Origin of the sequence: Lysinibacillus sp. FW12 (genome assembly GCF_050817245.1) — a bacterium.
Classification (GTDB): Bacteria; Bacillota; Bacilli; order Bacillales_A; family Planococcaceae; genus Lysinibacillus; species Lysinibacillus irui.
Window position 1 is genome coordinate 2,960,036 of record NZ_CP139094.1, and the last position, 20,790, is coordinate 2,980,825.

The following is a 20,790-nucleotide window of genomic DNA, read 5'->3' on the forward strand; positions in this document are numbered from 1 at the left end:
TTTCTCTGTCCTATCCGCTTCTTCCCTCTTATCTATCACTTGGCGTGGTCTATTCTCCGCTTTCCTTCTCTATCCTCCACTTTTCCTTCTCTATCCGTCACTTTGTAAGATTTATCCGCCATTTTCCTTCTCTATCCGTCACTTTGCAAGATTTATCCGCCGCTTTCCCTTTCCTATCCACTTCTTTCCTCTCTATCCTTCAATTGGCGCGGTCTACCCATTACTTCTCACATTCCTTAAGATTGCCGCAAGCTGCTGATTTAACATGGTCACACTATCTGTAAAATCGCCTCGGTACCACTGGATGATTAGGCCGATGATTGCATTTGCTTGATAGGCGCTATAATAATCAATGGAAATATGATCGGCCATTTGATGTTCATGATGATGTGTAATATCCCGCTTGAGCAGAGAATATATGCCGTCAAAAAGCATGTAATAGTATGTTAACGGGACATTTTTAGAAAACACAATGCGATAAAACATTTTAAAGCGTTCAATATGATGAAAGATTCGAATGGTATTTGGATCGAGTTGATCGGTATCCAAGGTGGTTACTGCCCGATATGGTTCTTCATAGGATTGATATAAGTCCTCCATGATCTCCTGAAAGTATTCTTCAAAGAGTCCTTCTTTTTGCTCGTAATGTAAATAGAAGGTGCCTCTATTCACCTTAGCCTCTCTACATATTTCAGCGATAGAAATTTGTTCCAACGGTTTTTGACTGAGCAATGTTAATAAGGCTTCATGCAAGGCTTGCTTTGTTTTTATAATTCGTAAATCCGTTGTGCTCATTTTTTCAGCTCCTTACTAAACAGTTTTTACAAAAGTGTTGATTACTCAACACATCATGATTTTTTGCATATTGAAATCGCTTTCAAGTTTATTATATGATTTTAATGAACAAATGTTCAATATCTAATGAAGACAATGAGGAGGTTTTTGAGATGAGATTAGAAGGTAAAGTAGCTATAGTAACAGGTGCAGCTTCAGGTATGGGGAAAGCCATCGCTGAAGGGTATGCAAAAGAAGGAGCTAAGGTTGTTGTTTCAGACTTAAATTTAGACGGTGCCCAAGCGGTTGTGGATGGTATTCAAGCGGCTGGAGGTACAGCATTTGCCATTCAAACAAATGTCGCATCAACAGAAGACTTACAGCGTTTATTTGATGAAACGAAACAAAACTATGGTCAATTAGATATTTTAGTAAACAATGCAGGGATCATGGATGGGATGGAGCCTGTTGGTGAAATTTCCGATGAACGATGGGATAAAGTATTTGCGGTAAATACAACAGCTGTGATGCGCTCGATGCGTATGGCGACAGACATTTTCCTTGCGCAAGGACACGGTGTCTTTGTCAATAATATTTCTGCGGGTGGCTTATATGGGGCACGTGCAGGTGCTGCCTATACAGCTTCAAAACATGCCGTTGTTGGATTAACAAAAAACACAGCGTTTATGTATGCTGATAAAAATATTCGCTGCAATGGTATTGCGCCTGGAGCAGTCATGACGAATATCGCCTCTTCAATGACCAATATGAGCCAAACTGGTGCAGCACGCCAAGCACTTGGTCTATCGATTAATCCGCGTGCTGGTCAACCAGAAGAAATTGCTCAATTAGCTATTTTCCTTGGATCAGACGAGGCAAGCTTTGTGAATGGACAAGTCATTGCAGTAGATGGTGGCTGGACAGCTTACTAAACAAGCAAAAAGCACGCACAGTAAAAATTATTTTCTGTGCGTGCTTTTATTCATTATAGTACTTTTCTTGATGGAAACAGACTTCCAATTATAGCACCAATAATCGCTGGTAGTATCCACCCTAAGCCAATATCATAAAAAGGTAGAATCGTTGAATAGGCCTTTTCTACAGCATCTAAGACACCTAACTTTGCGCCTGGTACACTTTCAATTAATGCTTTATAACCATCAATCAAACTAATGAAAAATGTAAAAATCATCGCAATGGCATATACCGTTTGCTTATTTTTAAAGAATGATGAGCTAAGTGCCAGCAAAATTAAGACAATCGCTAATGGGTACAGGAACATTAAAACGGGGATAGCAAATTGAATAATATTGTTTAAGCCAAAGTTTGCAATCGTAAAGGACACAACACATAATAAAAATACAAACCATTTATAGCTGATTTTTGGAAACACTTGATGGAAAAATTCACTACATGAAGTAATTAAACCAATACTCGTTTTTAAACATGCAAGAACAATGATAACAGCTAATAAAATGGCCCCAAATGAGCCGAAATAGTGATCCGCTACTGCGGCAAAAATTAAACCGCCATTCTCAAAAGTGCCTACTGCTCCAATGCTGGAAGCGCCCATAAATGTGATTAATCCGTAAATTAGCATCATTAAAGCCATCGCAAATATTCCTGAAGTCCAGGTAGCCTTCGCTATCTGCTTTCGATCCGTAATTCCTGCACTTTTAATCGCATTGATGACAACAATCCCAAAGGCTAATGATGCTAAGGCATCCATTGTATTATAGCCCTCTTTAAAGCCTGTCATAAAGGCATTATCTATATAATCACCGATTGGCTGCTGGAAGTGCCCCATCGGTTTCACAATGCTTGTAATAATCAAAATAAATAAGACAACTAAAAAAGCAGGTGTTAAATATTTCCCAATATAATCCATAATTTTCGCTGGATTTAAAGAAAAATAGTAAACAACAGCAAAAAATAGAAAGCTAAATACGGCTAATAGCAATGTTGCATGCTGAGCTTCAATATATGGCTCAAAGCCTACCACAAATGGTACGGTTGCTGTACGTGGTATCGCAAAAAATGGCCCAATGGTTAAATAGAGCGCCAAAGAAAATACGATACCAAAAACAGGATGAACACGGCTCGCTAAATCCCGTAAGCCATTACTTCCTGATAAACCAATGGCTAAAATTCCGAGGAATGGCAGCCCGATGGCAGTGACTAAAAACCCGATTAATCCAAACCAAAAATTGGTCCCTGCTAATTGCCCCATTTGAATTGGGAAAATAAGGTTCCCTGCACCGAAATACAGTCCAAATAACATAGTTCCAATGACTGCATAGGTTGAGAAAGGTATTTTTTGTTGCATAATTGATGTACTCCTTAGATGTTTTAGACTATAGCAAATTATTTTAATCGAATGATTTTTCACTACAATTCCATCATGTTATCAAGCATTTATTATAATTACAATAGTTTTTTCATGATCTAGATGAAAGCTTCATTAATTAGTTAATTCCACAAAAAAAGAGCTGCCTGCTGACAGCCCTTCTCCTTAATTTGCAACTGACCATTCAATATGATCTAAAAATTTATAGACATCTTCATAAACTTTTTCACGTTCTTTATCTAACGTAATAATATGACCTGAATTTTCATACCAAATGATTTCTTTATCATCTGTTTCTACGGTATTTAAAATGAATGGTGCACTTTCTTGGTAAAGCTCATCGTCTAATGAACCTTGTAGTACTAGTGTTGGTGCTTTAATAGTGGATAATTCCTCACGAGTTTCAGTCGTTAAACGTGTTACGCCATCTAAAGAATCTTTTGGGGTAATACGTAACTCATGTAATTCTGAAATAATTTGATCTTTTGATTTATTTTCAAAGTGTTTATATAATCGAGCATAGTGGTACAAACGTGTAAATAAGCCTTTTGAGTTATCACGTGTTATTGGTGCACACATCGCAACACATGCCTTCACTGGGAATGTCTCTGCAACTTTTAGTGAGAAGACGCCACCAAGTGAAATTCCAACAACTGCGATTTCTTCATAGCCTTTCTTTTGTAGGAAGTTATAACCTTCCACGACATCGTTCCACCAGTCTTCTGGTTTAGTTTCTAATAAAGCTTCTGGTTCTACGCCATGCCCACTATAGATTGGTGCATGAACGGTATAACCACGTTGAGATAAGAATTCTCCTAGTTTTTTCACATCTTTTGTGCTACCTGTGAATCCATGCAGTAATAGTACGGCTTTTTTGCCTCCCTCAATTGTTAGAGGTTGTGGCTTTGTTAACTTCATTTTATGATATCCCCTTCACGGAAATTTATAATTGTGTATTTTATGTGTCTATCTTATCACCCTTTATTCATAATGTACAATTTATAGTTTTTATCAAATCAATGTGTATTGTGCATGAATGATGTCAGGTTAATGGCTGTACTATCACACTTTCTACTATTTAACTTTCCGATTCTTCTATTTAAAGGCAATGTCCTTTTAAAAATTTTTTGAACCCTATACTTCCAGACTGTTTCCCGTTATAATGCAGATAACTTAAAAATAACGAGAAAAGAGGTGAAAAAAATGGAGTGGCAACAATTAGAATATTTTGTAACGGTTGCAAAGTTAGAGCATATGACACGAGCTGCCGAGGCATTAGCGATTTCACAGCCAGCACTTAGTCGTTCTATATCAAAGCTGGAAGAAGAATTAGGTGTACCGCTTTTCGACAGACAAGGGCGCTCAATCATGCTAAACCGATATGGTGAACTATTTTTATATCGCGTACAACGCATGCGTAAAGAATATGAAAAGGCTGTTTTAGAATTACAAGAGCTGAATAATCCAGAGCTTGGGGACGTATCACTTGGTTTTTTACATACGCTAGGAACGAGTATCGTACCAGATTTGATTCGCGCTTTTCGTCAGAAACACCCCCATATCCGTTTTCATTTCACGCAAAACTATTCCCATTCACAATTAAAGCAATTGCTGGCTGGTGAGTTAGATCTTTGCTTATTGGCTGCCATAGATACAGAGCCTCCCGTTTGCTGGAAAGAGCTGTGGCGTGATGAGCTCTTTATTATGGTGCCTATTGACCATCCACTAGCTCATCGCAAAAGCATTAAAATGAAGGAACTGGAGCATGAAAATTTTGTGCTCATGAAAAAGGGCTATGCTCTTCGCCGTTCTGCTGACCGCTTATTAAACGCGGCTGGCATAAAGCCTAAAATTTCTTATGAAGGCGATGAAGTATCTACCATTGCAGGTTTTGTTGGGGCTGGTCTCGGCGTTTCCTTACTACCAGATGATGAGGATTTAAATCCGAAGAAGATCGTTAAAATCCATGTTGAGGATATGGTATGTGAACGTATTATTGGCATGGCTTGGATTGACAATCGCTATTTGCCTCCATCAGCACGCCAATTTAAACAGTTTGTCTTCGATTTTTATGAAAAAAAATAAAAAGAGCAGGGCTTTGGCTGCCCTGATCTTTTTATTAGCGTAATTTTACCTGATATGAAAAAATATCCGTTGTATCACCTTGCATCTCAAATAATCCTTGTTCGACGAGTGTTCGTAAGCGATACATTAGAAAATCATTCCCTATATAATGATTAACTGTTCCAGCTGTCTGAGCTAAAATTTGCGTCGGCATCAGCCATTCTTCCTTGTGCTGTAACTGCAGATTCTTTGCACTGGCGATAATGTATGCGTCCAGTGCCTCTTCCTCTACATGCTCCAGTTTATTTTCCATAGTCGTAGTGTACTTGGCTGTCCTTTTATGTCTTCCCATTCTTTGGCAAGTTGTTGACATTCTTGAGTAGAAAATCGTTTTGCAACAGTGCGAAGCTTCATAAGCATGTCTGAGGAAAGCTCACCTGTCTGACGAATAGTAATATTTGGTTGAATACGTTGCATGCCCTCTGTGGCATCAATTCCATAGACCATACTACTTTTATGATTAAACTCACTCATCACATAGCGCAGTCCAATTTGTTCATGGGCATTATGGCTATACCAAACCCAAACATCCACATCACTTGGTAACGTTTCGATTTTCCCCTTCCAATTTTCATAGATATCATTGTATAATTGTTGGTCATCATCGTCCAACATATGCGTATCTAACCAATGTTTGCGTTCTTCAAAGCTCTGAAGAGGTCCAATCGAGAAATCATCATGGACACTTAGAACTGATTCATCACGCTGCAAACGATGTTGGCGTATGGCAAGCTTCAAGGAACCCTGAGTTGCTAAGCTAAAGGTAATATGTAAAATAGCCATGATCATTCCTCCCTATTGTTTACTAATAGCTATTTGTATCCCAATAAAAGTGAAGAGAATACCTTGAATCATATTTAATCGTTTTGCAATCACAGGCTGACCAATAATCACATTTCTAACCTTCCCTGCAAACAAACTAAATAAGATAAATAATACCAATGCTTGAACTAAAAATACTATACCCAAAATAAGCATTTGCAACGCAACATGTCCTTGTGAAGGATGAACAAACTGAGGTAGGAGCGCTAGGAAAAATAGCGATACTTTTGGATTTAAAATATTCATTAAAATCCCTTTTTTATACAACTTAACATAGGCTTGTACATTTTGCTGCTGCAAAGAAAATGGATCTCCTTTTGCACGAAATGATTGCCAAGCTAGATATAATAAATATGCTGCTCCTGCAAATTTTACAATAGAGAAAATAATAGTCGATTGATAAATAATCGCAGAGATACCGAGTACCGCTGCACTAATATGAACAAGAAGTCCCGTACATAATCCAAGTGATGTGGCAATACCAGCTTTTTTATCTTGTGTAATACTTTGCGCAAGCACAAACAAATTATCTGGCCCTGGCATTATCGTTAAAATAATCGCTGCACCTAAAAATGCGAATAACGTTGAAATTTCCACTACTTTCACTTCCTTCAACTTCTTTGAAAAACTATTTACATTATACTACACGACATTATTTTCACTAGATATAAGTTTATGTCTTTATTTAAATTTTTTCACGAACTTTAGCTTCACAAATTATGCTCGTTCAGACAATACTTTTCTCTCCTAATACATTATAATAGTAGAAACTCATGATTTTACAGATAATTTTCATAAGAGGTGATTGTATGGCAGTAAGTGATATTGTTACGCAATACGAGGATGAGCACGGGCAGGTTTATTATAAAATGACATCACATGACATTGAGGTTAAGGCTACACAAAACTCAGGACTAGCTCCCATTATTACCTATTGGATGGGAGAAAAAGACATAACGGATTCCATACGAAATTTGCGTTTCAGTCCACGTCCCCCATCTAGCTATATACAAGATTACGAAGAATTTCAAGCAATGCTTTATTCGAAGGAGCAGTATGCCATTAACCAGCTCTATGAACAAATGAGCATCAAGCCAAAAAATATGTCCTCCGGGAAACAAATCGTATGGAGTTTCTTTGTGATTGTTTTGGCCATGCTGCCACTTTTCATCGCTATTTGGTGGTTTAAATAATCGATTAGGTTCCTTTTTTATCACTTTTGCTCTTCACCCTCTTAACTTTTCAAAACTTTCAAGTAATTTGTCAATTCAACTTGACAGACCTTTGCAAGTAGTGCATCCTTTAGTCAATAGTTGAAAACAGTATGATGACAAAACGAATGAAGACTAGTAGTTAGTAACTCTTGTGAAGAGAGCAATGCCCATTGGCTGCAAGGCATTGTACAAGAAAGACTGATGAACCTACTTCGTGAAACGTCCTAGCCAAACTAGGCGCAGTCTCTAGCGTTATGAGAAAAGTGGAATGTCGCATGATATTCAATGTAGGTGGTACCACGGAAGGCAAGTCTTTTCGTCCTAATTTTTAGGATGAAAAGGCTTTTTTTATCTTGATGTAATATGCAGGAACGAACGTATTCAACTGGAGGTTGTGTGATGGAGAGAAAAAGAATTGTTGTTAAAATTGGCAGTAGCTCTTTAACGAACACAAAAGGTGAAATCGATAAAGTTCGCTTAATGGATCACGTACAGGCAATCGCCGAATTAAAGAAACAGGGACATGAAGTTTTACTTGTCTCATCGGGTGCCGTCGCTGCGGGTTTTAAACAACTTGGCTACCCAGCTCGTCCTGTGACGGTGAAAGGTAAGCAGGCAGCGGCAGCGGTAGGGCAAAGTCTACTTATTCAAACGTACAGTGCTTTATTTAGTATCTATGATATTATGCCTGCACAGATTTTACTGACTCGCACAGACTTTTCTAAAAAAGAATGCTATAAAAATGCTTACGCGACGTTCGAGGAATTATTAGAACGCTCAATGTTACCTATCATTAATGAAAACGATACCGTATCTATTAGCGAATTAACTTTTGGTGATAATGATATGCTATCCGCTTTAGTAAGTGGTCTGGTCCATGCAGATCAACTCATTATTTTAACCGATATTAATGGCTTATATAACGCCAATCCCGCTAAAAATCCACAGGCTGAGCGCATTGATAAGTTAACAGCAATTACAGATGATTTGCTTCGCTTTGCAGATGGTACAGGATCAAAGGTTGGCACGGGTGGCATGGCTTCCAAGCTATTAGCAGCTCGAACTGCTTTACGTGCAGGTGTTAGGGTGTTTATTGGAACCGGTCATGGTGTTCAAAAACTTGTGGATATTTTAGCTGGCCATGGCGATGGAACCTATGTCGGTCATGATGAGCTTGCAGTGCTAACGAATCATAAACAGTGGATTGCACTTACGGAAGTTTCTGGTAAAATTTTTATAGATAATGGTGCTGAGCGAGCGTTAATGGACAATGGCAAAAGCCTTTTACCTGCCGGGGTGTACCGTGTAGAAGGAGATTTTATCAATGGTGACGTGGTCGAAGTCTATAGTGAAAATGGTTTATTAGGACGTGGTGAGGTGTTGTACTCATCTCAAGAGCTAGCTGTTGCTATGGGAAAACGGACAGATACATTGGTGAATTGTCCTAACGAGGTCATTCACAGAGATAAATGGCTGAAAATTCAAACGAATTAAGGAGGAATGAAAAATGACAAGTGAAATTCAAGAAAAAGGTCGTCTTGCAAAGGCCGCTAGTTACACGTTAAATAGTAAAACTACCTGCGAAAAAAATGAGGCTTTGACAAAAATTGCCGAACAGCTTCTTATCGATCAGCCTATTATCCTAGCTGAAAATGCTAAGGATTTGGCACTCGGTGAGCAACAAGGCATGCCCGCTTCTACTTTGGACCGTATTATGCTTAATGAGGAGCGCATAGCGGCAATGGCAGATGCCATTCATTTGCTCGTCTCCTTAAACGATCCAGTAGGTACCATTGTGGAACGTATTGAGAAAGATAATGGGCTACGCATTGAAAAGCGAATTGTGCCACTCGGTGTTATTGGCATGATTTATGAGGCTCGCCCAAATGTCACAGTCGATGCAGCAACACTTTCTTTGAAAACGGGTAATGCTGTCATATTGCGCGGGAGCTCCACCGCTAAAAGTTCAAATATGGCTCTTGTCGCAAGTATCCATCGTGCACTTGCCAAAACAGCCATGCCAACGGATGCGGTGCAATTAATTGAGGATACGCGTCGGGAAACAGCTAAAGAACTATTTCATTTAAAAGAGTACTTAGATGTACTCATTCCTCGTGGCGGCAAAGCGCTTATTGATTTAGTTGTTAATGAAGCGTCTGTCCCTGTCCTTGAAACAGGTGCAGGTAATTGTCACATTTATGTGGATCAAATGGCAGATTACATAAAAGCAGAAACCATTTGTCTGAATGCTAAAACACAGCGGCCCTCTGTCTGTAATGCAGCCGAAAGCTTACTGATCCACCCTACTTGGTTTAAGGCACACGGTGTTCAGCTTTTATCGTCTCTGTACGAAGCAGGTGTGACAATCATCGGTGATGAACAAGTGTGTCAGTCATTTAAGGACGCTCTTCCAGCTACGACAGATGACTATGCGACAGAGTACCTTGATTTAAAAATAAGTGTTAAATTAGTCGAAAACGTCTATGAAGCGATTGAGCATATCCATCAATTTGGAACGAATCATTCTGAAGCTATTATTACGGAAGATTCATTGGTCGCAGAAACATTTTTAAACAATGTCGATGCAGCAGCGGTTTATCACAATGCCTCTACCCGCTTCACAGACGGCTTTGAATTTGGCTATGGCGCAGAAATTGGTATCAGTACGCAAAAGCTACATGCTCGTGGACCAATGGGCTTACCTGCCTTAACATCAACAAAATATTTTATTCATGGCAACGGTCAAATTCGAGAATAGCTATAACTCTCTTCCCTAGTTATAGATTGATAAAAAATAGAAAGAAGGTTTCGTATGAACATTTCAGCAATCATTAAATTAACTGTATCGATGGCTCTTTTTGGCTCCATTGGCTTTTTTACCGTTCATACTGGTGTTCCGGCTACAGAGCTTGTCTTTGTTAGATGCATTTGCGCAACCCTCTTTCTAGGAGGTATGTGGCTGATCACAGGTGGACATAAATCAGAGGTGTGGGATAAAAAAGAAATTCTTCAAACGATTATTTGCGGTGTCTTTATTGTTTTAAACTGGGTATTTTTATTTAAAGCCTTTGAAGAAATGTCAATTTCGATTGCAATTTCGATTTATAATTTAGCTCCTATTTTTGTTTTAATATTAGGCGCGATTTTTTTAAAGGAAAAGATGACTATTCAAGCGCTAGTGGCAACCATCACTTGCTTTATTGGTAGTATTTTTATTATTGGCTTACAGAATTTTGTGTCGTTCTCGGAGTTTATGCAATCGGGCTTTGTGTGGGCCTTACTTTCAGCTGTCTTTTATGCCCTCACCATGTTAACAAGCAAAACGATTACCAAGCTAAGCTCCTATGCATTAACTTATATTCAAACAACGGTTGGAATCGTCATGCTGCTGCCTTTCATTGATTTTGCACTCTTTGATGGCTTAACCTCAACGAATTGGTTTTATATTTTAGGCACAGGCTTTATTCATACTGGATTTGTTTATTATTTATTTTTTGATAGTATTCGTAGTCTTTCTACCATTCTTGTATCTGTATTAGTATTCGTCGACCCTGTTGTCGCGATTTTACTTGATATGCTACTGCTTGATTTTATGCCAAGCATTGTGCAAACGATGGGCATTTTATTAATTTTCGGTGGTATTTTTTATACAATTTATGTTCCAAAGAAAAAGCGACTGCCACAGGAGGTCTCATAATGGGCAAACTCTTCACGATAGGAGAATTATTAATTGATTTTACACCAACACAGCAGCGAGGCTCTCTTACCGATATCGAGCACTTTACGAAACATGCCGGTGGAGCTCCTGCAAATGTAGCGGCGGTTTGTGCCAAACTGGGTCTGCAGGCTGCTCTGCTAACACAGGTGGGTCAAGATGCCTTTGGTGACTTCCTCATCAACACATTGCAGCAAGCAGGTGTAGATACTCAATTTATTCGTCAAACAACGGAGGGAGAAACAAGCCTTGCTTTTGTATCTTTAAATGAACAAGGGGATCGTGACTTTCAATTTTATCGCCGACATGCTGCGGACTTATTATACAAACAAGAATACCTCCCCTCACAGCTTTTAACTGCGAAGGATATTGTGCATTTTTGTTCTGTGAATCTTGTGGAAAGTCCTATGAAGAAAGCCCACCTTGCTTTTCTTGAACAGGCACATCAAGTGGGTAGCCTCGTTTCCTTTGACCCGAATGTGCGCCTACCTTTATGGCAGGATGAATCAGCTTGTCGTGAAACCATTTTAGCCTTCTTACCTCAAGCGCATCTGGTGAAGCTTTCAGCGGAGGAGCTTTTATTTCTAACCGCCATAGAGGATGAACAGAGGGCGGTCCTTCAATTATTCAATGGATATATAGCTGTCATCATTATTACACATGGTGCTGCCGGGGCCACATTATATACGAAAAATCTTCATGTTAAAGTTCCCGCTGACAAGGTGCAAGCCATTGATACAACGGGAGCAGGTGATGCTTTTATTGGCGCTATTCTAAGTCAATTCCTTCAACATCAACTAGAGGTAGAGGGGTTAGTGGCTTACTGTGAACGGCAGGCGACGTCCCTGCTATCTTTCGCAAACCGCTATGCAGGCTTATCAACTACGAAGCACGGGGCAATACCGTCTTATCCGGCACTACCACTGGAATTAAAAGTAGATTAACTCGAAACTTTACATCCCCTTTTTCGTATGTATTAGAGACAAGTCAATCTAAGGAGGTCTTTCATGGAATCGGTGACAAAAAAACGAGCAGCAGCTTTTTTAATTGATACAGCTATTTCAACGGCTGCTACGTTCGGTATTGAATATTTCCTACGAAAAAAGGTTAAAAATGAGGCTGTTCATGCACTAGTTACACCAACAGTCGTGTTGTGGGCACTCGAATATGCACAGCTCCGAAAAAACGGACAAACTATTGGCTACAAAGCAATGGGACTAGCACTTGAAAATGAAGATGGTCGTCCATTATCTTGCGCTCAAATTATTAAACGAATGGCTTATCGAGACACAATCAGTACGTTTGCTTATTTAAAAGATCGTCAAGCCTTTGAGCAACAACATGGACAGTGTCTGCCACATGATAGCTTTGCCCATACGATTGTGAAAGAAATTTAAAGGAAGACTGCCCAACTGCTTTGGATAACTCAGACTGTAGACAAAAGCCATCGAGAAGCTCACTATCGATGGCTTTTGTCATTTTTCTTCCTATTTCATTTTTACTTCCAAACCACACATACTCTTCGAGCATATTTGCTCTCTTAAGCTTGTTGCCATGTCCAAGTAGCCAGCTTTTTCAAATTCATAGCAGCGAAAGTAAGCATCGCCTGCATGGACAATATTTTAAGACCTCTTAAGGTTGTCCATCGCATACCATGCTTTTGATGGTTTGACGCATGGACCGAATACCAAAAACTTAAAGAGAACAACAGGATCAATACTAGGACGCCCATAAACAGAGTAGAAGTTTTCTACTAAAGGATAGATAAATGAAAAAATCAATAGCAGCCTCTAGTTTTCGCACTAAATGATTGGTGAGAACTAATTGATCAATTGTTAACATTTCTAATTGTTCACGTTCATTGGTTTGATTTTTCGTCATCATGGTTGATCATTTCAATAGTTTACTTTTTATCAATAGGTAAATAAGGAGTGCTTTATGTATAAGTTGATTGGAACGAAGGGCGGCGACTCCTGCGGGAATAGCTGGAAAGTCGAGATCCTGGACTGAGCGAAGAGGGAAGTAGCTCGACCCCGCCCGCAGAAAGCGTCCGCCCGTAGTAGAAATCAACGGCTTACTTTATTTCATTGGAAAAGAAAAAAGACTGTAGACAAACTCAAAATCCATTGAATTTGTCTACAGTCTGGGCTATCCAACTACTGCAATATCCATTTATTCCATGCCTTCTCCCCTTTTAACTAAACAGCAAAAAAAGGTTACCTAGTCCCCGCTAAGTCTGGAAAATTACTGAAAAATGACTACCAGTATTTTTTCATTAGAATATGAGGGATGCCACAATCCATGAATTCTTCACCTTCACGCTGATAGCCTAATTTTTCATAAAAGCCCTCTGCATAGGATTGGGCATTTAGCTTTGCTTTTGTTAGGCCTTTATCTCGTGCGATTTGTTCTAAACCAACGATAATTTCTTTGCCAAGACCATATTTGCGGTATTCCTCCAAAACGCAAATACGCTCTAATTTGCCATAGCCCTCCACTACTCGAAGTCTACCTGTTCCAACAGGTTGCTCGTTGTAATAGACAAGAATATGATCACATGGTGCATCAAGCGCATCAAATTCATCATATTCTTCTTCCTCTGGGACTTGTTGCTCTTCGATAAAAACGTTACGTCGAAAATCAAACGCTGTTTGTAATTCTGCTTCAGTTGTTACTTTTTTTATACTCATGACTATTCCTCCTAGCTTCTTCTGCATCACCATCTTCCTTAGATGCAATTTCACGTTGAAGATGATACTATTAGTATAGAACGATTTTTATTGCAAATACAACAAAAATCTCAGGAGGATTAAAAAATGAAGGAAATCTTACGTGAAATAGGCGCGATTGCACGAGCATTAGATTCAATTAGTAACATTGAATTTAAGGAGTTAGATTTAACGAAGGGACAATATTTATATGTGATTCGAATTTGTGAAAACCCTGGCATCATTCAGGAAAAGGTCGCGGAGCTTTTGAAGGTGGATCGTACTACTGCTTCACGGGCTATTAAAAAATTAGAGACAAAGGGCTTTATTGAAAAACGTATTGAGCAGGGGAATAAGAAAAATAAATTACTCTTTCCAACTGCAAAAAGCTTGGACATTTATCCCTTTTTAAAACGGGAAGGTGAATACTCTAATGCGCGTGCACTCGAAGGGTTCTCGTCAGAGGAAATCGACAGCATCCACAGTCTTTTGACGCGTGTTTTGCATAATGTAGAAATAGATTGGGAAGAAGTGAAAAAAGGTCATAAACGACAATACTAAAGGCGATTCCCCGTGCTTCCACACGTCGGGAATCGCCTCCTGCTATGCATTAGCTGCAAATACTCTTTTTAATACCGCCACCATAAAGTCAACATCTTCATCGGTACAGCAAAGTGGTGGACTTAACGTAATGATATTATTGAAGCCCTCCACTGTATCGCCATTTTTCCCAACAATTAACCCATTTGCTTGACAATCAGCTATAATTTTTGCGATTAGTTCTGGCTTTGCCGGTGTTTGGGATTGTTTATCTTCCACTAGTTCGATGCCAATAAGTAAGCCTAGGCCACGAACATCTCCAACAAAAGGTAGCTCCAATAAGTCTTGCAAATCATGTAGGAATTGAATACCCAAATCTCTTGCTCGTTGTACAAGGCCCTCTTCCTCCAAAATTTTAATGTTTTCTAAAGCTACTGCACAGGCTGCTGGATTACCTCCGAACGTATTAATATGTCGAAAATGGCTATAGCCATCCATCTCTTTAAATTTTTCGTAAATATCTTTGCGTACTGCTGTAATGGATAACGGTAGATAGGCACTCGTTAATCCTTTTGCCATAGTAATGACATCAGGTCGAATATCGAAATGTTGATGACCAAAGAGCTTCCCTGTTCGCCCGAAGCCACATATTACTTCATCGATAATAAGTAATACGCCATGTTTTCTACAAATGCGCTCGACTTCCTTGACATATGTAGGGTGTGGGATAAGAACACCACCACCTGTTATCAGTGGCTCCATGATGACAGCGGCAATCGTTTCTTTTTGCTCCCAAATAATCTTTTCCTCCATTTCACGGGCACACGCTATATTGTAGGCCTCAACCGATTGCCCTTTTGGACGCCGATAATGATCTGGTGGGGCAACATGCAAGAAACCAGGTGTAAACGGCTCATACTTATATTTTCGTAATGCCTGCCCTGTGGCAGCTAATGCCCCAAGTGAGCTACCATGATAGCCCCGATAGCGAGCGATGATTTTATAGCGGGTCCCCTCCCCATTTTGTTGATGGTATTGGCGTATTATTTTAAAGGCCACCTCATTGGCATCAGAGCCGCTATTGGAATAAAACATCATATAGTCATCTTCTAATAAGCTATTAATTTTTTCAGCAAGTCGGATGGCAGGTTCATGACTTTGTGTTAAAGGAGCATAGCAAAGCTTTTTCAACTGCTCATAGGCAACCTTGGCAAGACGCTCACGTCCATAGCCCACATTAACGGCCCATAAGCCTGACATGCCATCTAAAAAGCGATTGCCTAAACTATCGGTAATCCATGCGCCTTCTCCCTGTTCAATGATTATGGGCGCCCTGTCATTATGCATAGACATGTGATGCCAAACGTTTTCATGATCCTTTTGTTGTAAGGTATGTGTGAACTGATCGTTTCGCTCCATATCATGACCTCCAATCATGTATCATTGATGTCTTTTGATCTATCACCATTTTCCCTATTAATCGAGTTAATATTGAAATTTTCTGATTTATCTAACATAATAAAATAGACATTGTACATTCGAAGGGCAGGTGCTAAATTATGTCCAAACATCCTCTACTCGTACGTGATGTCCTCAAGCGTAAGCATTTTGAATCAGCGAAGCTCATTGCAGGACAGCAGGGTCTTGATCGTCAAGTTCTATGGACACATATTTTAGAAATAAAAAATGTTGACACTTTAATCAATGGTGGTGAACTGATTTTAACCACTGGTGTCGGTTTACAATTAGAACGTGAAACACAAATTGCCTACTTACAAAATCTGATACGCAATGAAGCTGCAGGTCTTTGTATTGAAATTGGAGACTATTTTGACCATGTCCCCGCAGAATTGATTGCCATGGCGAATGCCCATCATTTCCCTATTATCATCTTTGAAGAAATTGTACGATTTATCGATATTACGCAAGATTTACACACGTACATAATTAATCAACACCAGCAGGCACTTACACAGCTAGATACCTTATCCAAAACTTTTATGGAATTATCATTAATGCCGAATGGTATTTTAAAAATTTTACAAGTCCTCTATCAAGATACAGAGGCATCCTTTTTATTTGTCTCGGAAGATACTAAAAGCTTTTACTACCCTGTCGAGGCTAAAAAATTCTTACGTGTTATGGAGGAGCATTGTCAGCAGTTAGAACTACAAAAGCCCTTGCACCTTTTATCGATTGACGGGGATCATTTTGTCATTATTCCTGTCAATGGACTTGGACAAGTATGGGGCTATTTATGTATGCATTCTGGACTGCCAAAGCCGAGTGATTACACTCTATTAAACCTTGAACGCGCAACGATGTCGATTGCCCATATTTTAATGCGCAACCGCATGCTTCAGGAGCGCCAGCAAAGCCGAGAGGATGAGTTTATTCTTGCCTTAATTCAAGGTCAGCCAGTAGATATTCAGTACTATCAAAGCTATTTACCTATCGAAAGTCGTAATTTATTTTACCGAGTCATCGTGTTCAATCTACATGATGTAGCTAACGTTGTACCTGAAGAAGAGTGGCAGGAAATCCAATTGCAAAATGCCATGTATGTTCGTTCTATTTTAAAAAAACTAGGATTTTTCCCTACCGTATCGGTAAGACAGCATGAAATTATTATTTTAGCCTTTTACATTGCCGCAGATTATATGAAAGACAATCGGGATGCCTTCGATCAAGCAATTTCACAGATTACTGCTAGACGAGCTGCACAGTTTTTTGAGCAGCTCACCCTCAGCTGTGGCATAAGTCATGTCTATCAAGCAATCGAGAGTGTTCATCTTGGCTATAAGGAGGCTAAATCGGTCATCCAAATGCAGCATCATCAATTGACAAGCTCTATCTATTATAAGGATTTAGGTGTTTATCGATTATTATTACAGCAGGATCAAACTACCCTCCTGCAATATGTGAAAGATTATTTACAAGAGATTTTGCTGCTAGATCAGAAAAGTAGCCATGATTTATTTCAAACATTAGCAGTATATTTAACATGTAATGGGGCTAAAAATGATACGGCGGAACAACTGTATATCGTTCGTCAAACTCTTTATAAACGAATTGAACGGCTAGAAGGTATATTAGGTGCTGATTTTTTACAAGCTCCGCACCGCCTAAATATTGAAATGGCCGTTAAGGCATATGCGCTCTTGCAAAAAACAGCACCTGATTTATTACGATTTTGAACGTGGGTCCATAAAATCTCGTAAAGCGTTACTAAGCATATATAAACCGAGAACAAGAATTGTAATGGCTCCTCCAGGGGCATACGTATACCAAGGGGCACCTATTAGATAAGCTTGTGAATCTTTTAACATTCTGCCCCAGCTAGGGTTTGGTGGCTGTACCCCAAGCCCTAAATAGCTTAGGGCTGCCTCAGCTAGCATCGCAGTTGCAAATGTCACAGTTGCTGCAACAATAATTTGCGACGAAATGTTCGGCAAAATATGACGGAACATAATGCTATGAGGCTTAACACCAATTAATTTTGCTGCTAGCACATATTCCGAATCCCGTTGCTGCACAAAGCCACTTCGTGCAATCCTCGCAATAGCAGGTATTGCGATAATGCCAAGTGCTATGGCGGTATTCGTAATACCTGGACCAAATACTGCCACAAGCATTAATGCTAATATAATGCCTGGAAAGGCCATTAACGCATCCATCGTCCGCATAAAAATTTCATCGATCCAGCCCCCAACATAGCCTGCAATCCCTCCGATCAGGATGCCAAACACCGTGCCAATTGCTACGGTTAATAGACCCACTGCAAAGGCTGTTTGTGTCCCCTTCATAATGCGGCTAAAAATATCACGCCCGAACTCATCTGTGCCAAACATATATGCACCACCAGGCCCACGCAATTTTTCTGGTATATTCATCGCGTTGACATCATGGGGTGTATAAAAAAAGCTAACAATCATGATGAGTAGAAAGCCAACAATCACGAGGAGACCAATGACTAAATTGATTTTTTTAGTATAGCGCTGTAGTTGTTTCATTGTAGCCACCTCTTAACGTAATCGAATTCTAGGGTCCAACACAGAATATAAAACATCAACGATAAAATTAATCATAACGACAGCTACTGTAATATACATGACAATTCCCTGTACAAGAGGGAAATCACGATTACTAATAGCCGTAATAAGAAGCTGACCGATTCCTGGTAATGAAAACACTTGCTCCACGATAATTGTGCCCGCTACAACCTCTGCCATTATCAAACCAAAAACCGTTAAAATCGGTATCATTGAATTTTTCAATACATGCTTATACATCACATTTTGTTCAGACATACCCTTACTGCGAATGGTGCGGACATAATCGAGCTGGACCTGCTCCAAAATAGCTGTTCGGACATAACGGAAATTAACAGCAATTTGTGGGATCGCTATCGTTAAAGCTGGCAGGATTAGTGTACTTAGCGCCCCTGTTACACTTTGCGTCCAAGGAATATAGCCACTAATTTTAAAGAAGCTGAACTGTAGGCCAATGTAAAGAATAAGCATCATCCCTAGCCAAAAGGATGGTACGGCCATACCAATTTGTGTAACCGTCGATAATGACACATCACTTAATTTATTTTGTCTTCTTGCAGCAAACATTCCTAAAGGTAAGGAAATGATTAAGACAATGATGAGCGTGAGCCCTGCTAAAGACATGGTGACAGGAAGCCGATCAAATAATAACTCTTTTACAGGCATGGAAAATCGAATGGAATCCCCTAATTGCCCTGTCAATAAGCCCTTCATCCAATCCACATATTGTTCATAAAGAGGACGATCCAAGCCAAGCTCAGATCGTAAATTTTCAATTTGTGTGGAATCCGCCTCAGTTCCCAACATTGTTCGAACCGGATCACCAGGTAATATTTGAAAAACACCAAATGTAATAATGGATACTAGAAGGATGGTTGTTATTAACAGGATGATTCGACGTAGGATATACATCATCAGCATTCATCCCTTTCTAGTTTGAAAACTTAACCTCTGACATATCATGGAACCAGAATGGATAGCTCTTAAGCCCCGTCACTTGTTTGTCAGAACCCCAAACGATTTGGTAATCAGCAATATAAACTGCTGTGGCTTGCTCTGCTAAAATTTCCTGTGCTCGATGATAATAGTCTATTTGTTTTGCCTGATCTGTTTCCTTTAACACATCAGCCATAATTTTGTCGTATTCCTCATTTTTAAATAAGAAGAAGTTTTCGCTATCATTGGTAGAAATGTAATCATTCAAAATTTCGTAGGCAGATGCACGACCTGTTAAATCAATCGTTGTCATTTCATAATCGCGACCAAAGTAAACGCGATCTAGCCAAATGCCCCATTCCACTACTTCAATTTCGACATCAATGCCGATTTCTTGTAAATTCGCCACGACAATTTGTGCAATATTTGAGTAAATATCATTATGCGAAGATACCGTAATCTTTGTTTTAAAGCCATCCGGATAACCAGCTTCTGCTAATAATGCTTTCGCTTTTTCCACGTCTCGTTCATACATACTTTCTAAGCCCTTTTTTTGGAAATCGCCCATTGCTGGACTCATATTAGAGCCAAGTGGTACAGCATAGCCTGCAAATACAGAATCAATGATATCGGCTTTACTAATCGCGTAGTTGATTGCTTGACGTACCTTGACATTATCAAATGGTGCCTTTGTTTCATTAAACGTAACGATTAAGGAGGAGTTATTATTTTGATGTGATAAATTATAGCTAGCCTCCACCTCGCTAACCCGGTGCCAAGGTACGCTCGTTAAATCTACTTCATTGGCCATCAAGCTCATAATCGCAGCCTGATCATCCGATTGAAAGGCAAAGGTAACTTTATTTAGGTAAGGCAATCCTTCCTGCCAGTAGTGCTCATTTTTCTTGAGCTCTAAGTTAGTACCAGGTGCGTATTTCACAAAGGCAAATGGACCTGTGCCGATTGGTTTTTCATTATGCTTCCCATCATTACTTTTAGGAATAATGGCTGACTGTCTTGCTGTTAATGAATACAGGAAATTTGAATTTGGCTCTTTTAGCTTTATAACAAATGTATTGGCATCTGGTGCCTCTGTAGATGCTACATTATCAAAGTTATTGGACATTTTTTCCCCTCCGTTTTTCCCCATTAAACGGTCAAAGGAATATTGAATATCCTCCATCGTTACATCCTCGCCATTATGAAACTTCACGCCTTGACGAATTTTAAACGTATACGTTAAACCATCCTCAGAAATTTCGTAGCTCTCTGCCAGCCCTTCTTTTAGCGAGCCATCCGTTTCGGGTGCCATCAGTCCTTCAAAAATATTCAAAATCATTTGATAGGAAATGGACGCTGTTGCTTTATGTGGATCTAAAAAATCAGGATCATCATTGACACGTACAACGATTTCCTGCGGAACATCTGTAGTCGTTTGACCATCTGAAGTCCCTGTGCTTGCAGCATTTTTCTCTCCATCACTTGAACACGCACTCATCACCAATGCCATGATGAAAGTTATTAGCATAAACCCTCTGTTTTTCAATTTCATGGTCGT

Annotated in this window: 21 protein-coding genes and 2 pseudogenes; 10 read left to right on the top strand and 13 right to left on the bottom strand. The window is 39.5% G+C overall.

The window, feature by feature from the left end; translation table 11 throughout:
• Window positions 1-213: 213 nt before the first annotated feature.
• Entirely contained in the window at window positions 214-795 is a 582-nt protein-coding gene (locus SJW71_RS15485; RefSeq protein ID WP_431811160.1) for a TetR/AcrR family transcriptional regulator, read from the bottom strand.
• A gap of 152 nt (window positions 796-947) precedes the next feature.
• Here SJW71_RS15485 and SJW71_RS15490 point away from each other — a divergent pair, with 152 nt between their 5' ends.
• Window positions 948-1,706 (top strand): SDR family oxidoreductase, encoded by a 759-nt coding sequence (locus tag SJW71_RS15490; RefSeq protein ID WP_274796601.1) that lies wholly within the window; start codon window positions 948-950, stop codon window positions 1,704-1,706.
• A 53-nt stretch (window positions 1,707-1,759) separates the two neighbouring features.
• Here the strand turns inward: SJW71_RS15490 and brnQ are convergent, their stop codons facing one another.
• Together brnQ and SJW71_RS15500 are read right to left on the bottom strand one after the other, a co-directional pair.
• Window positions 1,760-3,100, bottom strand: coding sequence for a branched-chain amino acid transport system II carrier protein (gene brnQ / locus SJW71_RS15495; protein WP_274796600.1), 1,341 nt, complete (start codon window positions 3,098-3,100; stop codon window positions 1,760-1,762).
• A gap of 186 nt (window positions 3,101-3,286) precedes the next feature.
• Window positions 3,287-4,039 (bottom strand): alpha/beta hydrolase, encoded by a 753-nt coding sequence (locus SJW71_RS15500; RefSeq protein ID WP_274796599.1) that lies wholly within the window; start codon window positions 4,037-4,039, stop codon window positions 3,287-3,289.
• A 285-nt stretch (window positions 4,040-4,324) separates the two neighbouring features.
• Between SJW71_RS15500 and SJW71_RS15505 the strand changes: the two genes are divergently transcribed.
• Window positions 4,325-5,206, top strand: coding sequence for a LysR family transcriptional regulator (locus tag SJW71_RS15505; RefSeq protein ID WP_274796598.1), 882 nt, complete (start codon window positions 4,325-4,327; stop codon window positions 5,204-5,206).
• A 34-nt stretch (window positions 5,207-5,240) separates the two neighbouring features.
• Here the strand turns inward: SJW71_RS15505 and SJW71_RS15510 are convergent, their stop codons facing one another.
• Genes SJW71_RS15510 through SJW71_RS15520 form a run of 3 tightly spaced genes read right to left on the bottom strand, consistent with a single transcriptional unit; the run spans window position 5,241 to window position 6,664 of the window.
• Window positions 5,241-5,498, bottom strand: a complete 258-nt coding sequence (locus tag SJW71_RS15510; RefSeq protein WP_431811161.1) for a DUF3658 domain-containing protein — start codon at window positions 5,496-5,498, stop codon at window positions 5,241-5,243.
• A complete protein-coding gene (locus tag SJW71_RS15515) occupies window positions 5,474-6,028 on the bottom strand; it encodes a DUF1835 domain-containing protein (protein ID WP_431811162.1) in 555 nt (184 codons plus the stop codon). The genes SJW71_RS15510 and SJW71_RS15515 overlap by 25 nt, the downstream gene beginning before the upstream one ends.
• Window positions 6,029-6,040: 12 nt before the next feature.
• Window positions 6,041-6,664: a LysE family translocator gene (locus SJW71_RS15520; RefSeq protein ID WP_274796596.1), complete on the bottom strand. Its 624-nt coding sequence runs from the start codon at window positions 6,662-6,664 to the stop codon at window positions 6,041-6,043.
• 212 nt (window positions 6,665-6,876) lie between these two features.
• Here SJW71_RS15520 and SJW71_RS15525 point away from each other — a divergent pair, with 212 nt between their 5' ends.
• From SJW71_RS15525 to SJW71_RS15550, 6 genes are all read left to right on the top strand, one after another.
• Window positions 6,877-7,260, top strand: coding sequence for a sodium:proton antiporter (locus SJW71_RS15525; RefSeq protein WP_274796595.1), 384 nt, complete (start codon window positions 6,877-6,879; stop codon window positions 7,258-7,260).
• A 420-nt stretch (window positions 7,261-7,680) separates the two neighbouring features.
• Window positions 7,681-8,775 carry a glutamate 5-kinase gene (proB, locus tag SJW71_RS15530; protein WP_312507090.1) on the top strand — a complete coding sequence of 365 codons (1,095 nt, stop codon included), beginning with the start codon at window positions 7,681-7,683 and terminating at the stop codon, window positions 8,773-8,775.
• Between the two features lie 13 nt (window positions 8,776-8,788).
• The gene (locus tag SJW71_RS15535; RefSeq protein ID WP_431811163.1) at window positions 8,789-10,039 is read left to right on the top strand and encodes a glutamate-5-semialdehyde dehydrogenase; all 1,251 of its coding nucleotides are present in this window, start codon (window positions 8,789-8,791) and stop codon (window positions 10,037-10,039) included.
• Between the two features lie 54 nt (window positions 10,040-10,093).
• The gene (locus SJW71_RS15540) at window positions 10,094-10,978 is read left to right on the top strand and encodes a DMT family transporter (RefSeq protein WP_274796592.1); all 885 of its coding nucleotides are present in this window, start codon (window positions 10,094-10,096) and stop codon (window positions 10,976-10,978) included.
• The gene (locus tag SJW71_RS15545; RefSeq protein WP_431811164.1) at window positions 10,978-11,940 is read left to right on the top strand and encodes a carbohydrate kinase family protein; all 963 of its coding nucleotides are present in this window, start codon (window positions 10,978-10,980) and stop codon (window positions 11,938-11,940) included. The genes SJW71_RS15540 and SJW71_RS15545 overlap by 1 nt, the downstream gene beginning before the upstream one ends.
• Window positions 11,941-12,003: 63 nt before the next feature.
• Window positions 12,004-12,393 (top strand): RDD family protein, encoded by a 390-nt coding sequence (locus tag SJW71_RS15550; protein WP_312507092.1) that lies wholly within the window; start codon window positions 12,004-12,006, stop codon window positions 12,391-12,393.
• Window positions 12,394-12,536: 143 nt separating this feature from the next.
• On the opposite strand, the pseudogene SJW71_RS15555 reads toward SJW71_RS15550, so the two are convergent.
• The 3 genes and pseudogenes from SJW71_RS15555 to SJW71_RS15565 form a co-directional block, all read right to left on the bottom strand.
• A pseudogene (locus tag SJW71_RS15555) lies at window positions 12,537-12,662 on the bottom strand (transposase); the annotation flags it as partial.
• Window positions 12,650-12,880: pseudogene (locus SJW71_RS15560) on the bottom strand (IS5/IS1182 family transposase); the annotation flags it as partial. The pseudogenes SJW71_RS15560 and SJW71_RS15555, both read right to left, overlap by 13 nt.
• Window positions 12,881-13,254: 374 nt before the next feature.
• Window positions 13,255-13,686: a GNAT family N-acetyltransferase gene (locus SJW71_RS15565; RefSeq protein ID WP_274796589.1), complete on the bottom strand. Its 432-nt coding sequence runs from the start codon at window positions 13,684-13,686 to the stop codon at window positions 13,255-13,257.
• Window positions 13,687-13,812: 126 nt separating this feature from the next.
• Here SJW71_RS15565 and SJW71_RS15570 point away from each other — a divergent pair, with 126 nt between their 5' ends.
• Entirely contained in the window at window positions 13,813-14,265 is a 453-nt protein-coding gene (locus SJW71_RS15570; RefSeq protein WP_274796588.1) for a MarR family winged helix-turn-helix transcriptional regulator, read from the top strand.
• A gap of 42 nt (window positions 14,266-14,307) precedes the next feature.
• On the opposite strand, the gene SJW71_RS15575 is transcribed toward SJW71_RS15570, so the two are convergent.
• Window positions 14,308-15,663, bottom strand: a complete 1,356-nt coding sequence (locus tag SJW71_RS15575; RefSeq protein WP_274796587.1) for an aspartate aminotransferase family protein — start codon at window positions 15,661-15,663, stop codon at window positions 14,308-14,310.
• Between the two features lie 140 nt (window positions 15,664-15,803).
• Here SJW71_RS15575 and SJW71_RS15580 point away from each other — a divergent pair, with 140 nt between their 5' ends.
• Entirely contained in the window at window positions 15,804-17,441 is a 1,638-nt protein-coding gene (locus SJW71_RS15580; RefSeq protein WP_274796586.1) for a PucR family transcriptional regulator, read from the top strand.
• Here the strand turns inward: SJW71_RS15580 and SJW71_RS15585 are convergent.
• The 3 genes from SJW71_RS15585 to SJW71_RS15595 are packed head-to-tail and all read right to left on the bottom strand — an operon-like array spanning window position 17,430 to window position 20,784.
• Window positions 17,430-18,257 carry an ABC transporter permease gene (locus SJW71_RS15585; protein WP_274796585.1) on the bottom strand — a complete coding sequence of 276 codons (828 nt, stop codon included), beginning with the start codon at window positions 18,255-18,257 and terminating at the stop codon, window positions 17,430-17,432. The genes SJW71_RS15580 and SJW71_RS15585 overlap by 12 nt on opposite strands.
• Before the next feature lie 12 nt (window positions 18,258-18,269).
• Window positions 18,270-19,211 carry an ABC transporter permease gene (locus SJW71_RS15590; protein WP_312507094.1) on the bottom strand — a complete coding sequence of 314 codons (942 nt, stop codon included), beginning with the start codon at window positions 19,209-19,211 and terminating at the stop codon, window positions 18,270-18,272.
• Between the two features lie 16 nt (window positions 19,212-19,227).
• Window positions 19,228-20,784, bottom strand: a complete 1,557-nt coding sequence (locus SJW71_RS15595; RefSeq protein ID WP_431811165.1) for an ABC transporter substrate-binding protein — start codon at window positions 20,782-20,784, stop codon at window positions 19,228-19,230.
• Window positions 20,785-20,790 lie beyond the last annotated feature (6 nt).